This window comes from Kineosporia sp. NBRC 101677, from assembly GCF_030269265.1.
Taxonomy (GTDB): Bacteria; Actinomycetota; Actinomycetes; order Actinomycetales; family Kineosporiaceae; genus Kineosporia; species Kineosporia rhizophila.
This window is the reverse complement of the sequence record NZ_BSTA01000013.1, coordinates 205268-219851: the sequence shown is the minus strand read 5'-3', so window position 1 is coordinate 219851 and position 14584 is coordinate 205268. Positions and strand designations below refer to the sequence as shown.

Annotated in this window: 10 protein-coding genes; 3 read left to right on the top strand and 7 right to left on the bottom strand. The window is 70.7% G+C overall.

The window, feature by feature from the left end:
- Positions 1–283: 283 nt before the first annotated feature.
- From QSK18_RS30765 to QSK18_RS30755, 3 genes are read right to left on the bottom strand one after another with little or no spacing between them, the layout of a single operon-like run.
- Positions 284–1126 carry a metal ABC transporter permease gene (locus QSK18_RS30765; protein WP_232814642.1) on the bottom strand — a complete coding sequence of 281 codons (843 nt, stop codon included), beginning with the start codon at positions 1124–1126 and terminating at the stop codon, positions 284–286.
- Positions 1123–1941, bottom strand: a complete 819-nt coding sequence (locus QSK18_RS30760) for a metal ABC transporter ATP-binding protein (protein ID WP_232814643.1) — start codon at positions 1939–1941, stop codon at positions 1123–1125. Before QSK18_RS30760 ends, QSK18_RS30765 begins: the two co-directional genes overlap by 4 nt.
- Positions 1941–2969: a metal ABC transporter solute-binding protein, Zn/Mn family gene (locus tag QSK18_RS30755; RefSeq protein WP_285626402.1), complete on the bottom strand. Its 1029-nt coding sequence runs from the start codon at positions 2967–2969 to the stop codon at positions 1941–1943. Before QSK18_RS30755 ends, QSK18_RS30760 begins: the two co-directional genes overlap by 1 nt.
- A gap of 193 nt (positions 2970–3162) precedes the next feature.
- Between QSK18_RS30755 and QSK18_RS30750 the strand changes: the two genes are divergently transcribed.
- Complete coding sequence (locus QSK18_RS30750) at positions 3163–4002, top strand: DUF4230 domain-containing protein (protein ID WP_285626399.1); 840 nt, start codon at positions 3163–3165, stop codon at positions 4000–4002.
- An 81-nt stretch (positions 4003–4083) separates the two neighbouring features.
- On the opposite strand, the gene QSK18_RS30745 is transcribed toward QSK18_RS30750, so the two are convergent.
- The gene (locus QSK18_RS30745) at positions 4084–5361 is read right to left on the bottom strand and encodes an aspartate aminotransferase type Ic (RefSeq protein WP_285626397.1); all 1278 of its coding nucleotides are present in this window, start codon (positions 5359–5361) and stop codon (positions 4084–4086) included.
- Between the two features lie 161 nt (positions 5362–5522).
- Positions 5523–7187: a CYTH and CHAD domain-containing protein gene (locus QSK18_RS30740; protein WP_232814647.1), complete on the bottom strand. Its 1665-nt coding sequence runs from the start codon at positions 7185–7187 to the stop codon at positions 5523–5525.
- Between the two features lie 289 nt (positions 7188–7476).
- Here QSK18_RS30740 and QSK18_RS30735 point away from each other — a divergent pair, with 289 nt between their 5' ends.
- Positions 7477–8139: a ribonuclease H family protein gene (locus QSK18_RS30735; protein ID WP_232814648.1), complete on the top strand. Its 663-nt coding sequence runs from the start codon at positions 7477–7479 to the stop codon at positions 8137–8139.
- Between the two features lie 42 nt (positions 8140–8181).
- Positions 8182–10755 carry a hypothetical protein gene (locus QSK18_RS30730; protein WP_232814649.1) on the top strand — a complete coding sequence of 858 codons (2574 nt, stop codon included), beginning with the start codon at positions 8182–8184 and terminating at the stop codon, positions 10753–10755.
- Positions 10756–11036: 281 nt separating this feature from the next.
- Here QSK18_RS30730 and QSK18_RS30725 read toward each other — a convergent pair whose 3' ends face one another.
- Together QSK18_RS30725 and QSK18_RS30720 are read right to left on the bottom strand one after the other, a co-directional pair.
- Entirely contained in the window at positions 11037–12641 is a 1605-nt protein-coding gene (locus QSK18_RS30725; RefSeq protein ID WP_352396693.1) for a DNA-3-methyladenine glycosylase 2 family protein, read from the bottom strand.
- 641 nt (positions 12642–13282) lie between these two features.
- Complete coding sequence (locus tag QSK18_RS30720) at positions 13283–14107, bottom strand: isocitrate lyase/PEP mutase family protein (protein ID WP_285626393.1); 825 nt, start codon at positions 14105–14107, stop codon at positions 13283–13285.
- Positions 14108–14584: the final 477 nt, after the last annotated feature.

The window sequence follows — 14584 nt, the reverse complement described above, 5'->3', positions numbered from 1 at the left end:
CCCGACCAGACGAAAGCCCGTCCGCGCTGGCCCGCGGGTCGAAGGCACGGGAGTCGGCGGACCGGTCCCGACGGCTGTTCCAGCAACTGCCCACACGGCAGTCCACTTCGACCCGCCCATTATCGCCATATTCGTCCGTTATGGACAGGAATCTGCGCAGATCCGCCGTAAAGCCGGAAGAGCGACGAAAGATCCGTCACACCTTCCTATCGGACATCCCGCGACGCAGACACCACCTCGGCGATGCGACCTGGGTCACACCGCTTCGCCGGGTATGCCCGGATCAGATCGCGCGACTGCGTCCCTGCCCGAGCGCGATCAACCGGCACACCAGGTAGATGGCGAACGAGATGGTGGTGACGTAGGGGCTGATCGGCACACTGCTGCCGAGGGCGAGCAGGATGCCGCCGATCATCGAGACGGTGGCGAACAGGATGCTCAGCACTGTCGCGCCGACCGTGGTGGAGGCCAGGCGGACGGCCGCGGCCCCCGGGGTGACCACGATGCTCAGCACCAGCAGAGCCCCGACCACCTGCACGGCCATCGCCACGACCAGGCCCAGCAGGAGCATGAACAGCAGAGAGAGCGCCCCCAGCGGGATGCCCCGGGCCTGCGCCACCTCCGGGTCGGTGCTGGCGAACGAGAGCGGGCGCCAGATCACCAGCATCACCAGCGCGACCACCACCGAGATCACTGCCAGCCAGGACAGGGCGGGCGTGTCGATGGCCACGATCTGCCCGGTGAGCAGGCCGAACTTGTTGGCGGCGCGGCCCTCGTAGAGGGCCAGGAACAGCACGCCGAGGCCGAGGCCGAACGGCATCAGCACGCCGATCCAGGAGTTGCGGTCACGGGCCCGCACGCCCAGCAGGCCGATCAGCAGGGCGGCCAGCACCGAGCCGACCAGCGACCCGGCCACCACGTTCAGGCCGAGCAGGAGGAAGCCGGAGGCGCCGGCGAACGAGAGCTCGCTGATCCCGTGCACGGCGAAGGGCAGGTCCCGCATCACCACGAAGGTGCTGATCAGGCCGCCGACGATGCCCAGGATCAGGCCGGCCAGCAGGGAGTTGTGCACCAGCGGCAGCAGCTCGCTGTAGTCGGTGAAGTTGAAGATCTTGTCCCAGCTCACGGCTGCGCCGCCGGTTCCGGGTCGTGGACCGGCCGGTCGGGGATGCCGACCACGACCAGCTGGTCACGCACCCGCAGGACGTCGACCGGGGACGAGTACAGCCGGGTCAGCGTCTCCGACGTCATCACCTCGTCGACCGGCCCGATGGTGAAGCGTTGGCCGGCCAGGTAGAGCACCCGGTCGACGTAGGGCAGGACCGGGTTGATCTCGTGGGTCACGAAGACCACGCCGGTGCCGTGGTCGCGGCGGCGCCGGTCGACCACCGCGGACACCTCACGCTGGTGGTTCAGGTCGAGCGAGAGCAGCGGTTCGTCGCACAGCAGCAGCCGCGGGTCGCAGACCAGGGCCTGGGCGATGCGCAGCAGCTGCTGCTGGCCGCCGGAGAGCCGGGAGGCCGGGGCGTCGGCGAACCGGGTGGCCCCGACCTCGGCCAGGGCCGCGTCGATGCGCTCGCGACGCTGCCGCCGGTTGAAGATCGGCGGACCCCACTCGTGCCCGTCCAGGCCGAAGCCCACCAGGTCACGGGCCCGCACCGGGGTGAGCGGGTCGAAGCGCCGCTGCTGCGGGACGTATCCCACGTCCCGGCGGGCCGCCTGGGGCGAGCGGCCGAGCACGCTGATCGTGCCCGCCGACAGCGGCTGCAGGCCGAGCAGGCAGCGCAGCAGCGTGGTCTTGCCCGAGCCGTTGGCGCCGAGCACAGCCACGAACTCACCCGGACGGACGGTCAGGTCCAGGTCTTTCCAGAGCGGCTCACCGGCCTCGAACCCCAGTGCGGCACCGCTCAGGCGCACCAGTTCAGCGTCGTTTTCGCTCATCATCCGAGCGCCGAGGTTACCGCCTCCACGTTGGCCTTCATCCAGCCCACGTAGTTCTGCCCCTCCGGGAGCGTCTCGGTGACCGCGACCGTGGGCACCCCGTCCTTCTCGGCCTGGGCGAGCACCTTCTCGGTCTCCGGGCTGGTGGTCTGCTCGTTGTAGACGAGCACCTTGACGTCGCCGCTGGAGAAGATCTTGAGCGTCTGGTCGAGCACCGCGACGGACAGGTCGCTGCCCTCTTCGATGGCCTCGCTGAAGCCCTCGGGGGTCTTGTTGACCAGGCCCATGTGGTCGAGCAGGTAGAGCGGCACCGGCTCGGTGATCGCCGCGCCCTCACCCTGGTGCTCGGCGGCCGCGGCCTCCTGCAGCTCGATCACCCCGTCGAGCTCGGTGCTGAAGGCCTTGGCGTTGGCGGTGAACTCGGCCGCCTTCTCCGGCCGGGCCCGGCCCAGGTCGGCCGCGATCTGGTCGGCGACCTTCTGCATGCTCTCCAGGTCGTACCAGACGTGCTCGTTGAACTCGCCGTGCTCGTGGGCGTGCTCTTCCTCGGCGTGCTCTTCCTCTTCGGCGTGGGACTCCGCCGCCGCGGACTCCTCCTCGGCGTGCTCCTCGTCCTCGGCGTGCTCCTCGAGGCCGGAGACCTCGACGGCGTTGATCACCGTGGCCGACTCGCCCGAGGTCTGCAGCAGCTGATCCATGAACTCGTCGTAGTGCCCGCCGTTCTGGATCACCAGGTCGGCCTTGGAGACCGCCAGCTGGGTACGGGTGTCGGCCTCGAACGAGTGCGGGTCCTGGCTGGCGCTGTCGATGATCGAGGTGACCTCGACCGCGTCGCCACCGACCTGGGCGGCGATGTCGCCGTAGACGTTGGTCACGGCCACCACGTTGAGCACGCCCGACACCGCGGCGCCGGACTCGCCCGACCCCTCTTCGGAGCTGCCGCAGGCCGCCAGCCCGAGCACCGCCACCGATGCCGTGCCCAGGACGAACGCACGCCCCTTCCGGCCCCGCCCAACGTTCCACGCCATGACGACGCCCGCCCTTCCGAAGTACCCGAACCCGAAGTAGTTACTTGAGAATGATCCTCATAAGCGTTTTCACGCTACCACGGAGGTCGTCTGCAACCCGAACGGGCGCAGCCGCGTCTGAGGTGAGACGATCATCAAGGTCCGGGAACTCGATCATTCAAGGCATAACGGACAGTCCAGCCGGGAGGGCGTCATGGGGAAGACCGAGACCACGTCCGAGAAGCAGACCCAGCCGCTCTCGGCCAGCTCGAACAACGGCCTGGAGCGGGCCCGCGACAGTGTGCGGCGCGGTGTCCTGAGCCGCCGGGGCAAGGAAGAGCCTGGTGAGGGCGGCTCCGGGAACACTGGCGGCAGCACCGTGGTCAACCGCGAGGCCCGCCGGCCGCGCTCCCGCCTGCTCACCCTCGCCCTGGTGATCGCGGTGCTGCTGGTCTCCGGGGCGCTGGCGCTCAACCTCACCACCGGTGCGCTCGACCGGCTGAACCCCTTCAAGGGCATGTTCGGCACCACCTCGGTCGACCGGTCCGGTCCGGCGGTGCTGAAGTCGATCCAGGACCTGGGCCAGTTCGAGGCCGCCAGCGGCTACTACGAGCTGGTGGTCGACGTGGAGAAGGACGTCAAGCCGGTGCCCTCGTTCCTGGCCGGGCAGCGCACGCTGTTCATCGCGGCCGGCTCGGTGGACATCGGCGTCAACCTCAGCAACCTGGGCGAGGGGGCGGTGAAGGTGAACGGGGACCGCACCCACGCCACCATCGACCTGCCCGCCCCCACGCTGAGCGCGCCCACCATCGACTACGACCGCAGCTACGTGTACAGCCAGGACCGGGGTCTGTTCGACCGGGTGCAGGACGCCTTCAGCGACAACTCCGACGAGACGCGGCAGCTGTACTCGCTGGCCTCGCAGCGCCTGGCCGAGGCCGCCGCCGAGACCGACGACCTGCGCGACCGGGCCGAGAAGAACACCCGGGCCACGCTCGAGGGGCTGCTCCAGCCGCTCGGGTTCACCCAGGTCACGGTGAACTTCGTGGGCTGAGCGAACCGCGACCACAACCGAATGGGGGACGTTCGTGCGCGAGTCGCGCACGAACGTCCCCCATTCGGTTTGTGCGGGGTTCTACTGCTGCTTGAGCCGCTGCTCGTAACCGACCAGCTTCACGCAGGTGGCCAGCGCCTGCACGGCCGCCTCGAGGTCGGCCAGACCCGGGAAGGTCGGGGCGATCCGGATCACCGAGTCCTTCGGGTCCTGGCCCAGCGGGTGAGTGGCACCGGCCGGGGTCAGCACCACACCGATCTCGGCGGCGCGGGCCACCACCGCCGACGCGCAGCCCTCCGGCACCTCGAGGGTGACGAAGTAGCCGCCCTTGGGCTCGGTCCAGGTGGCCAGCCCGGTGCCGCCCAGCTGCTCACCGAGGATGCGCAGGGTGGCCTCGAACTTGGGGCCGATCACCGCGCGGTGCTTGTCCATGTGCGCCAGCACGCCCTCGGCGCTGCCCAGGAAGGCGGCGTGCCGCAGCTGGTTGACCTTGTCCGGGCCGATCGAGCGCTTGCTGAGGTTGCTCAGCCACCACTTGACGTTGGCCTCGGAGGCGCCGAAGAAGCCCACGCCGGCCCCGGCCAGGGTGATCTTGGAGGTGGACCCGAAGACGAACACCCGGTCGGCGTGGCCGGCGGCGGTGGCCAGGCCGAGGATGTCGGCGATCTCGACCCGCTCGTCGGTGAGGTGGTGCACCGAGTAGGCGTTGTCCCAGAAGATCCGGAAGTCCGGTGCGGCGGTGGGCATCTCGGCCAGCCGCCGGACGACCTCGTCGGAGTAGGTGACGCCGGTGGGGTTGCTGTACTTCGGGATCGCCCAGATGCCCTTGATCGAGGCGTCGTCCGCGACCAGGCGGGTGACCAGGTCCATGTCGGGACCGTTCTCGTCCATCGGCACCGGGATCATCTCGATGCCGAACCGCTCGCAGATCGAGAAGTGCCGGTCGTAACCGGGCACCGGCGCCAGGAACTTGATCGGGCCCGCGTCGACCCAGCGGGACTCGGCTCCCGGCAGCTTGCTGAGCAGCGCCTGGACGAAGGCGTCGTGCATCAGCTCGAGGCTGGAGTTGCCCGCCGCGACCAGCTGGGCCACCGGCACCTGGAGCAGGCCGGCGAAGATCTCCCGCAGCTCCAGCAGGCCGTTGAGGCCACCGTAGTTACGGGTGTCGGTGCCGTCGGCGGCCTTGAACTGCTTGCTGCCGGGCAGCGTGAGCAGGTCGTCGGCGAGGTCGAGCTGGTCGGGCGACGGCTTACCCCGGGTGAGATCGAGCTTCAGGCCGCGGCCGGCCAGCTCCGAGTAGTCCTGCCGAGCGCTGTCGAGGAGCGCGGTGAGGTCCTGCGCGCCCAAGTCGGTGGTCATCGTCTCTCTCCCGGGGAGCTGCTGAGTGGCATGTGCCGACAGCGACTTTACCGGCGTGGACGGGTGCCCTGACCAATCGGCGACCACCCTGCACCCCTGCCCCAGGCTTTTCGCCGGTCAGCGATTTCCCGCCGCTGACCGGCGATTTCGCAAGATTTACGTCAGCCCGGCCAGACCGCGAGAGCAGCGCGGGCCTCTTCCCAGGCGGCGGCGAACAACTTCTCGTCGTGCTCGGCCGCCCCGGCGATCCGGCCGTGCAGCAGACCGAACGTGAATCCGTTCTCGCCCGCCCCGAAGGCCCGCACCGCGAGATCGCGCAGCCACTGCCGCTGGACCACCCCGTCCTGATGGTTGCCGAGCGTCTCGGTGATGCCCTCCATCGCCTTGCCCACGCTCTTGGCCTGCTTGCCGATCGCCGGCCGGGCCGCCTCGGCCGCGTAGCGGGCCCGCTTGGCCTTGATCCGGACCTCGTGCAGGTGGAAGTCGTGCTCCGGGCTGCCGACCGTCTCGCCGGCCAGCACGTCGACGTGGTCACGGACCCGGCGGGCGGCCTTGCGGACCATCTTGCGCAGTTCGTCGGAGGCCGGGTTGCTGGCCCGCTCGGTGTAGGGCGGGTCGGCCAGGAACGCCTCCAGCGCGTCGACCAGCGCGAGGTAGCGGTCACCGTCGAGCTCGGCGATCGCCTCCTTGTGGGCGGACTTGTACTCGGCGTTCATCTCCAGCCGGATGCGCCGGGCGACCGGGCCGAGCACCAGCTCGGCGGGCAGGGCGGCCACGTCGGCCAGCAGCTTCTCGCGGATCACCTCGGCGTCGCGGACCGGGCCGAGCACGTCCGAGCCCAGCCACTTCAGCTCCTCGCGCAGCTCGGTGACCGAGTCCTCGGCGAAGAGCGGCTTGAAGGTGGCCAGGGCGGTGCGCAGGCGGCGGGTGGCCACCCGCATCTGGTGCACCGCGTCCTCCTGGTTCAGCCGGACCCGCGGGTCCATGGCCGTCAGCTGGGCGAACTGGCCGGTGAGGTAGTCGTGGGCCACGTCCCCGGCGGCGACCGGGGCGACCACCACGGTCTGGACCGGCTGCACGACCTTGACGCGCTTGTCCTTCTTCCCCTTCTTCTTGCGGGAAACCGGCTCGATCAGCAGGTCCTCCACGGAGGGGACGATCTGGTCCAGGTCCTCGGCCTCGAGCTCGGCCGGGTCGGGGGTGCCCAGCCGGCGGCCGAGCGCCCGGCTGATCTTGGAGTGCACGTCCGAGGCCCGGGCACCGCTGCCGAGCAGCAGTTCGCGCGCCGCGGCGAGCAGTTCCAGGTCGCCCTCGACCAGCTCGACCTCGATCTCGCGCCAGGCCGTGGCCTCGGTCTCCTCACCCAGCGAGTGGGCGCTGACCAGGTCGTCAGCCACCTCGGCGAGCACCGTCCCGTCCTCGGCCAGCAGCTCGCGCACGACCCGGCGGGTGGAGATCAGGGCGACCGGGGCCACCGGGGCACCGCGCAGCTGCACCCGGACCAGGCCGAGCAGGGCGGCCGGAACGGTGCGGACGCTGCGGCCCAGCGGCTTGCGGATCTCCAGCCGGCTGTCCGCCTCGTCGCCCTTGATCGGCTGCTTGAGCTTCAGGTGCCAGCCGGCGTCGGCACCCCCGGTCCGGCGGCGCAAGGTGGTGCCGCCGCGGATCAGCCGGAAGTCCTCACTGTCCAGGTAGGTGGCCTCGAGGAGGTGCTCCTGCTCCTCGCTCACGGCGGCCACACCGGGCAGACCGGCCAGGTCGGGGAGCGCGAAGTCAGGATCGGCGTCCAGTTTGATCTCGATCTCGTGATGCGTTCCCGCTGCCACTGACCTGTCCTTTCCTTGGAATCGTCTGCGCTGGTCGCCACAGGTTCAGCAGCGTGTCCGGCAGCTGGTACCCACCTAGGTCGGTACCCCGAGCCGCCACCATAAACAACCAAGGTGAACAACTGCGCTTCACGAACCGGACGAATCTTGTTCAGACGGTGTTAACGAACTCGAGACCGAACCTGTTTCCGTCCGTCGAGCCAATCACGGGTCCGGAGGGGACGAAACCGCACATGCGGCCGGGCCCGGTGCTCCCGGTGATCCACTGCGCAGTCCCTAGACTGGCGCGATGCCGATGACCGCCCGTTTCCCCACGACCTGCGCCCAGTGCTCGGGCCGGATCATGCCCGGGGAAGAGATCTCCAAGGCTGCGCAGCGATGGGTGCACACCGGCTGTGCCACTGCGGCGAGCGAGAACGAGGCCCTGCTGCCCGGGCTGGAGGCCGCCGCCGGCGCGCGGCCTCTGGGCCGGACCGTGGCCAAGTCGTCCGGCACCAAGGTGCGCAAACCTGACATGGCCGCGATCGACGGGGCACTCGAGGTCTGGACCGACGGCGCCTGCTCGGGCAACCCCGGGCCGGGCGGCTGGGCCTGGGCCACGAAGGACGGCCGTCAGGGCAGCGGGGGTGAGGCGAAGACCACCAACCAGCGGATGGAGGTCAGCGCCGCGCTGAAGGCGATCGAGGCGCTGGAGGGCCCGCTGGTCGTGGTCAGCGACTCCACGTACGTCGTGAACTGCTTCCGGGACGAGTGGTGGCGCGGCTGGCTGGCCCGGGGCTGGGTGAACAGCCAGAAGAAGCCGGTGGCCAACCGGGACCTGTGGGAACCGCTGATCGAGGCGTTCCGCGAGCGCGGCGACATCTCCTTCCGCTGGGTCAAGGGGCACTCCGGCGACGAGATGAACGACCTGGTCGACCAGTTGGCCGTGGAGGCCGGCAAGGCCCAGGTGTAACCGGCCGGACGGTCGGACGAGGAACGGGGAGGCGCCGGCGCAATGGCAGGGATCTCGCTCGGCCTGCAAAGTCCTTACGGGTACGACGGCGACGATCTGACCAGCCCGGCGCAGGCCGCACGGGCCGGGGCCCTGGTCGACCAGCAGTGGGAAGACGAACCGGGCCTGCCCCTGGAGCTGCGGATCCACGGGGTGGCCGGCAGCACCGGCCCCGTGGTGCTGGAACACCCCAACGTGGTCAAGGTGGGCGGCACCGATCCCACTGCCTTCTACCGGCGATGGAGCCCGGACGGGGTGGCCCGGGCCTCGGTGCCCTGGCCGCTGGAGGCCTACGTCTGGGGCGGACTGACGCGACGGGCCTTGGCCTCGGCCTCCTGGCTGCTCCTCCTGCCGTTCATGCTCTACAACGTCTCGTACTACATGCTGCCGCCGGGGCACGCGAAGGGCCGCGGCCGTCGGCTGTGCAGTGCCCACGCCCTGGCCCGGGTGGTGATCCGGCTGCTCGCCCTGGCCGCCACTGCACAGTTCGTGGGCAGCCTGGTCACGCTCTTCCACTCCACCGTCGCCTGGCAGAACGGCATCGCCCGGCTGGGCATCTCCTGGTGGTGGCTGAGCTGGTACACCGAGGCCTCCACGGCCACCCGGATGTCGGTGGCCACGGTGGCGGTGGCCGCCATCGTCTGCGGTCTCTGGTACGCGGGAGCCTCCACCGCCGGGCACTACGAGGCGTTCTGCCCGGAGCGCGGGAGCTACGCGCCGGGGATCCAGGTGGACGGTGAGAAGCGCCGCGACCGGTTGCCGCCGGGCCGGCTCACGTTGCGCGACCGCGGCTTCTGGCGAGGTGCGGCGGCCGCCAAACGGCTGCGCAACACCCACATCGCGGTCGCCTTCGCCACGGTCTCGCTGGCCCTGGCCAGTTGCACCCAGACCTTCGGCCTGTGGCAGCAGATCCAGCTGGCCGTCTCCGCGGTGATCCTGACCGGGGCGGCCCTGCTGGCCGGGTTCGTGGCCGACCGGGACACGGTCGGCGGCAGCGACGACACGGCCCGCTTCGCCACCGCTTTCCAGGCTCTGGCCTGGGTCTCGGCCCTGGTGCTGCTGGCCGGGGTGGTGGCTTCGCCCTGGGTGATCGACGACGCGCCGCGGAGCCCCACGCAGGCCCCGTACGGCCTGCCCGGTGCCCTGAACGTGCTCACCGTGACCCAGTTCGGCCTGGTCCTGGCGCTGCTGGGACTGGTCGCCGTGCTGGTGCGGCGCTCGCACGAGGCGAGCCCGGCCGGCTGGGAACCGTTCTTGCGGGGCTACGCCGCACCGTTCATCGCTCTGCTCGGCGTGCTTCTGGGCGGGGTCCTGACGGCAGCGCTGAACCTGGCCGTGGCCCGGCTGTTCGGAGAGCCGCGCGGGCAGATCCTGCACAAGGTCGACTTCCGCCCGGAAGACTCGATCCTGGTGCCGGACTCGATGATCGCCTACTCCGCCGGAGCGGCGTTCAACCTGATCCCGGCCACCGTCATCGGGGTGCTGCTGTACGTGCGCTACCGCCGGCTGACGAACCGGTTCATGGGTGCGGGAGGTGCCGGCCCGGAGTTGGACGGCGGGCCGGACCGAGTCGTGGACTGGTACCCGCCCGACGAGCGCGACGCCCCGCGTGAGGCGGTGGCCAAGGTGGCACGGAACTGGGCGCTGGCCTCGCTGACCGACCACGTGGCCGGGGTGATTGCCGGGATCACGGTGTTCTGGGCGATCTTCTTCTGGATCTTCGAAGGACTGGCGATCACCGGTACGTCGCAGGCGTTCCTGGGTATCGCCGGGGTGGTGCCCACGATCGGCGTCTTCATCGGCGGTCTGCTGGCCGCCTCGGGGGTGTGGCTGCTGCGCGCGCAGATCCGCTCCCCCAACGCCCGCAAGACCATCGGGATCATCTGGGACGTAGGCACTTTCTGGCCCCGCGCCGTCCATCCGCTGGCTCCGCCCTGCTACGCCGAGCAGGCGGTACCGGAGGTGGTCGACCGGATCTGGGTGCTCACCGGCGCCCGCCGGGCCGAACGGCACATCACCCCGGTGCCCGGCGAGTCGCCCGGCGCGATCGAGGTGATGCCCCGGCACGTCCTGCTCACCGGGTACAGCCAGGGCACGGTGATCTGCGCGGCTGTGATCGCCCAACTTCCGGAGGACGTACTGGGCCGGGTCTCACTGCTGACCTTGGCCGCGCCGGTGAGAAGGCTCTACGGACGGGCCTTCCCGGCCTATTTCGGGTACCAGGCCGCCGTCGCCCTGCGCGAGTTGCTCAGCGGGCCGGAGCCCGACCAGGCGCGCAGCGACCCTCCGCCGCCTTCCCAGGTGGAACCCGCCCCGGAGAACGTACGCGCCCCGGAACCGCCCCGGCCGCGCTGGCGCAATGTGGTGCGGCGCAGCGACTACATCGGTGGCTGGGTGTTCGGCCTGCCGGAACCCGGTCTGCGCCCGTCGGACTGCGGCCAGGTGGACGTGATCAGCCTGGACCCGCCCTCGCTGGAACCGGAACACGGCCGAGTGCTGGCGCCGACGCACTTCCACTCGTCGTTCTGGCAGGACCCGGTGGTGATTCTGCACGCCCGGGAGCTGACCGACCGCTGAGCCGGCCCCATCCCGCAGGAACTGAGTCCTGCAAGACCTGACCGCAAGAGCGCCCCACCGGTACGGGCAGAACCGGCGTCCCTCCTATCACGCTCCCGCGATCAGGTCCGTGACAACAGTTTTCCCTGTGCTGCAGCGATTGACGAAGAAAAGAATGCCGAATCAGGTGTTTACCTGACCCCGTGCCGACCTCCGTATTCCGACGGGATTTCCTGGACGGGCGGAGAAATATTCGGTCAGTAATAGCTTCCCGTGATTATGTCGTCACTCAGAGCGAGAATTCAGGTCGGCATCCGGTTGACCGCATGATCGCTCGTCCCCCAAAGGTGTTGCACCGCATAGGCCCGCCAGGGTTGCCAGGCCTGGGACCGGGTGGTGAGGGGACCGGGTTTCTCCGGCAGACCGAGCTTTTGTGCGGCCTGCCGGATGCCCAGGTCTCCGGGAATGAACGCGTCCGGGTCGCCCAGGGCCCGCATCGCAATCGATTCAACCGTCCAAGGGCCGAATCCGGGCAGGGCGTAGAGCTGCTCGCGGGCGGTGTCCCAGTCGCCGCCGATGCGCAGGTCGAGCGCACCGGTGTTGAGCGCCTCGATCAGGTTGAGCAGGGTCTGACGACGGGTGCGGGGCAGGGCCAGGGTCTCCGGGTCGAGGGTGGCCAGATCCTGACTCGTCGGGAACAGGTGGGTGAGGCCGCCCGCCGGATCGTCGATGCGCCGGCCGTGGGCCTGGACCAGCCGGGCGGCATGGGTGCGGGCGGCCGCGGTGGAGACCTGCTGGCCGAGCACCGCCCGCACGGCGAACTGCTCCGGCTCGGTGACGCGAGGCACCCGGCGCCCCGGGTTCTTGGCCACCAGCGGGGCCAGCACCTCGTCTTCCGAGAGCTGCTCGTCGATCGCCACCGGGTCGGCGTCGAGGTCGAGCAGCCACCGGCACCGGCTGATCGCGGCGGTCAGGTCGCGCAGGTCGGTGAGCCAGAGCTGGCACACGATGTGGTCAGGCCGGGGACTGAGGGCGGCGATCCCGTGCCCACCGGGCAGGTGGAAGGCGCAGCGGTAGGCGCCGTCGCGCCACTCCTCCACGCCCGGGACCGCGGTGGCCGCGAGGTGGCCGAACAGGTTGTCGGGGCAGAGGGGCTGGCGAAAGGGCAGTTTGAGGACGATGGTGCCGGCGGCTCCGGCTCCGGTCACCCCGCCAGTGGTCACGTCCACCCCGGCCACCTCTGCCCCAGTCTCAGGAACCCCGGCCTTTTCCACGCCGGCCTTGCTCGCGACCACAGCCTCAGCCGGGGCCGCCCGGAAGGCGGCGCCGCGGATGCCCGCCTTCGGCCGGGGAGCTGAGCGCAGTTCACCCGGGGTCATCGCGTAGACCTCGCGCACCGTCTCGTTGAACGAGCGGATGCTGTTGAACCCGGCCGCCAGGGCGATCTCGGTGAAGGGCAGGCCGGTGCCCTCGATCAGCAGACGGGCGGACTGCGCCCGCTGCACCCGGGCCAGGGCCACAGGCCCGGCCCCGACCTCGGCCATCAGGTGTCTCTCGACCTGACGCACGCTGTAGCCCAGGCGGGCAGCCAGGCCGGGCACCCCATCCCGATCGACCACGCCGTCGGCGATGAGACGCATGGCCCGAGACACCAGATCGGCCCGCACGTTCCACTCGGGCGAACCGGGGGCAGCGTTGGGGCGGCACCGCTTGCACGCGCGGAACCCCGCCCCCGCGGCGGCGGCCGCGCTGGGGTAGAAGCGCATGTTCTTCGGTCGGGGTGGGACCACAGGACAGCTGGGACGGCAGTAGATACCGGTAGTGACCACTGCGGTCCAGAAGAAGCCGTCGAAGCGCTCGTCCTTGGCCTGAACGATGCGCACGCACCGCTCGGAGTCCTCGTGCAACGCCCGGCCCCCACCGCCCACGGCCCGCCCCGCGGTCTCGCCCGCAGACCCAGCCCCGCTCACAGACCCAGCCCGCTTCGCCGCCACAGCTCCGCCAGCAGCCACAGCTTGGGGCGCAGGCACAACCCCACGCGCACGCCCAGCCCCGCCCGCCGCCACATCCCCGCTTGCAGGCACAGCCCCGCTCGCAGCCACAGCTCCGCCAGCAGCCACAGCTTGGGTCGCAGGCACAACCTGACGCGCACGCCCAGCCCCGGCCGCCGCCATATCCCGCGTCGCCGCCATATCCCGCGTCGCCGCCGCAACCCCGCTCGCAGACACAGCCCTGCTCGAAGCCACAGCTTTGGTCGCAGGCACAACCCGATTCACAGGCTCAGCCCCGCCCGCCGCCACATCCCCGCTTGCAGGCACAGCCTCAATCGCAGGCGCAGCCCCGCCCGCCGAGCCATCCCGCGTCGACGCCGCGACCCCACTCGAAGTCACAGCCTCAGTTGCAGGCACAGCCTCACCCGTAGGTACAGCCGAGCCCGCAGACGCAGCCCGCGTCGCCGGCGGAGCCCCGGGCGCGGTCCCACCTGTGGTGCGAGCTGTGGTGCCGGACCTGGTCAGAGCCGCGGCGCCGGCCCTGAGCCCACCCCTGGTCACGCCCGGAACCTGCTGTTGACCTCGCCGAATCCGGGGTAGCCGACAAGGGTCTTCATAGTGCCGCTCTCCAGCAGTTCGCGGGTGGCGGCCTGGGCCAGACCGTAGGCGGCCTCGGCCAGGGCCGTGCCCAGGCTGATCCGCACCACGCCGGTGGCGGCCAGCTCGGCCACGGTGGGCCCGGCCGGGTCGGCCAGCACGCTGATCGGCAGCGCCGCCCGAGGGACCAGGTCGGTGAGGGTGGGCAGGTGGACCAGGCCGGGCACGAACAGGCAGGTGGCCCCGGCCTCGGCGTAGGCCTGACCACGACGCAGGACCTCAGCCGGCCGGCCCTCGGCCGCACCGATGCCGCGCAGGTAGACGTCGGTGCGGGCGTTGATGACGAAGCTCTCCAGACCGGCCGCCGCAGCCGCTGCCCGGGCCGCCGCCACCCGGGCGGCCTGCTCGTCGGCAGGGTAGAGCGTGCCGTCGGCCTTGGAGTCTTCGAGATTGATGCCGACCGCACCGGCCTCGATCACCGCCTGGACGGTGGACGCCACCTCTTCGGGCGCGGCGCCGTAGCCCGCCTCGATGTCGGCGCTGACCGGGACCGACACCGCGGCCACGATGCGGGCCACCACGGCGGCGACCTCGGCCCGGCTCAGGTGCTCACCGTCGGGCTTGCCCAGGGCCCAGGCGACGGCGGCGCTGGACGTGGCCACGGCCGGGGCGCCGGCGGCGGCGATCAGCACCGCGCTGGCCGCATCCCAGGCGTTGGGGAGCAGGACCGGGGCACCGGCACGGTGCAGCTCGGCGAACTGGTGGGCAGTGTTCTGCGACGTCATGTTTCGAGCATCGCACCCGGGTACGACAGTTTGGCAGCCAGGCGCAGGGTGTGGTCGCTTTCCTGCCAGGTGTACACGAGGTACCAGGTGTGCCAGGTGTACACGTCGTCGACCCGGGCCTGCGCAGGTGAGCAGAACTGGCGCGAGGGTGCCCAGTGCCGGCCTTGGCAAGGCCCGGTAATGGCCAGCCTGGTAGGGGCCGGGTAATGGCTGGGGTCCGGTAGAGGCGAGTCTGAGCCCAGCGAGGGCCAGGTCCAGTAGAGGGCCGGGTCCAGTAGAGAGCCGGGTCCAGTAGAGAGCCGGGTCCAGTAGAGAGCCGGGTCCAGTAGAGAGCCGGGTCCAGTAGAGAGCCGGGTCCAGTAGAGAGCCGCGACTAGTAGGGCCAAGTCTGGGCCCCGGCGAGGGCCGGGGCCGGTAGGGGGCGAGTCTGGGCCCCGGCAAGGACCGGGTCCAGTAGGAACGAGTCTGGGCCCGGCA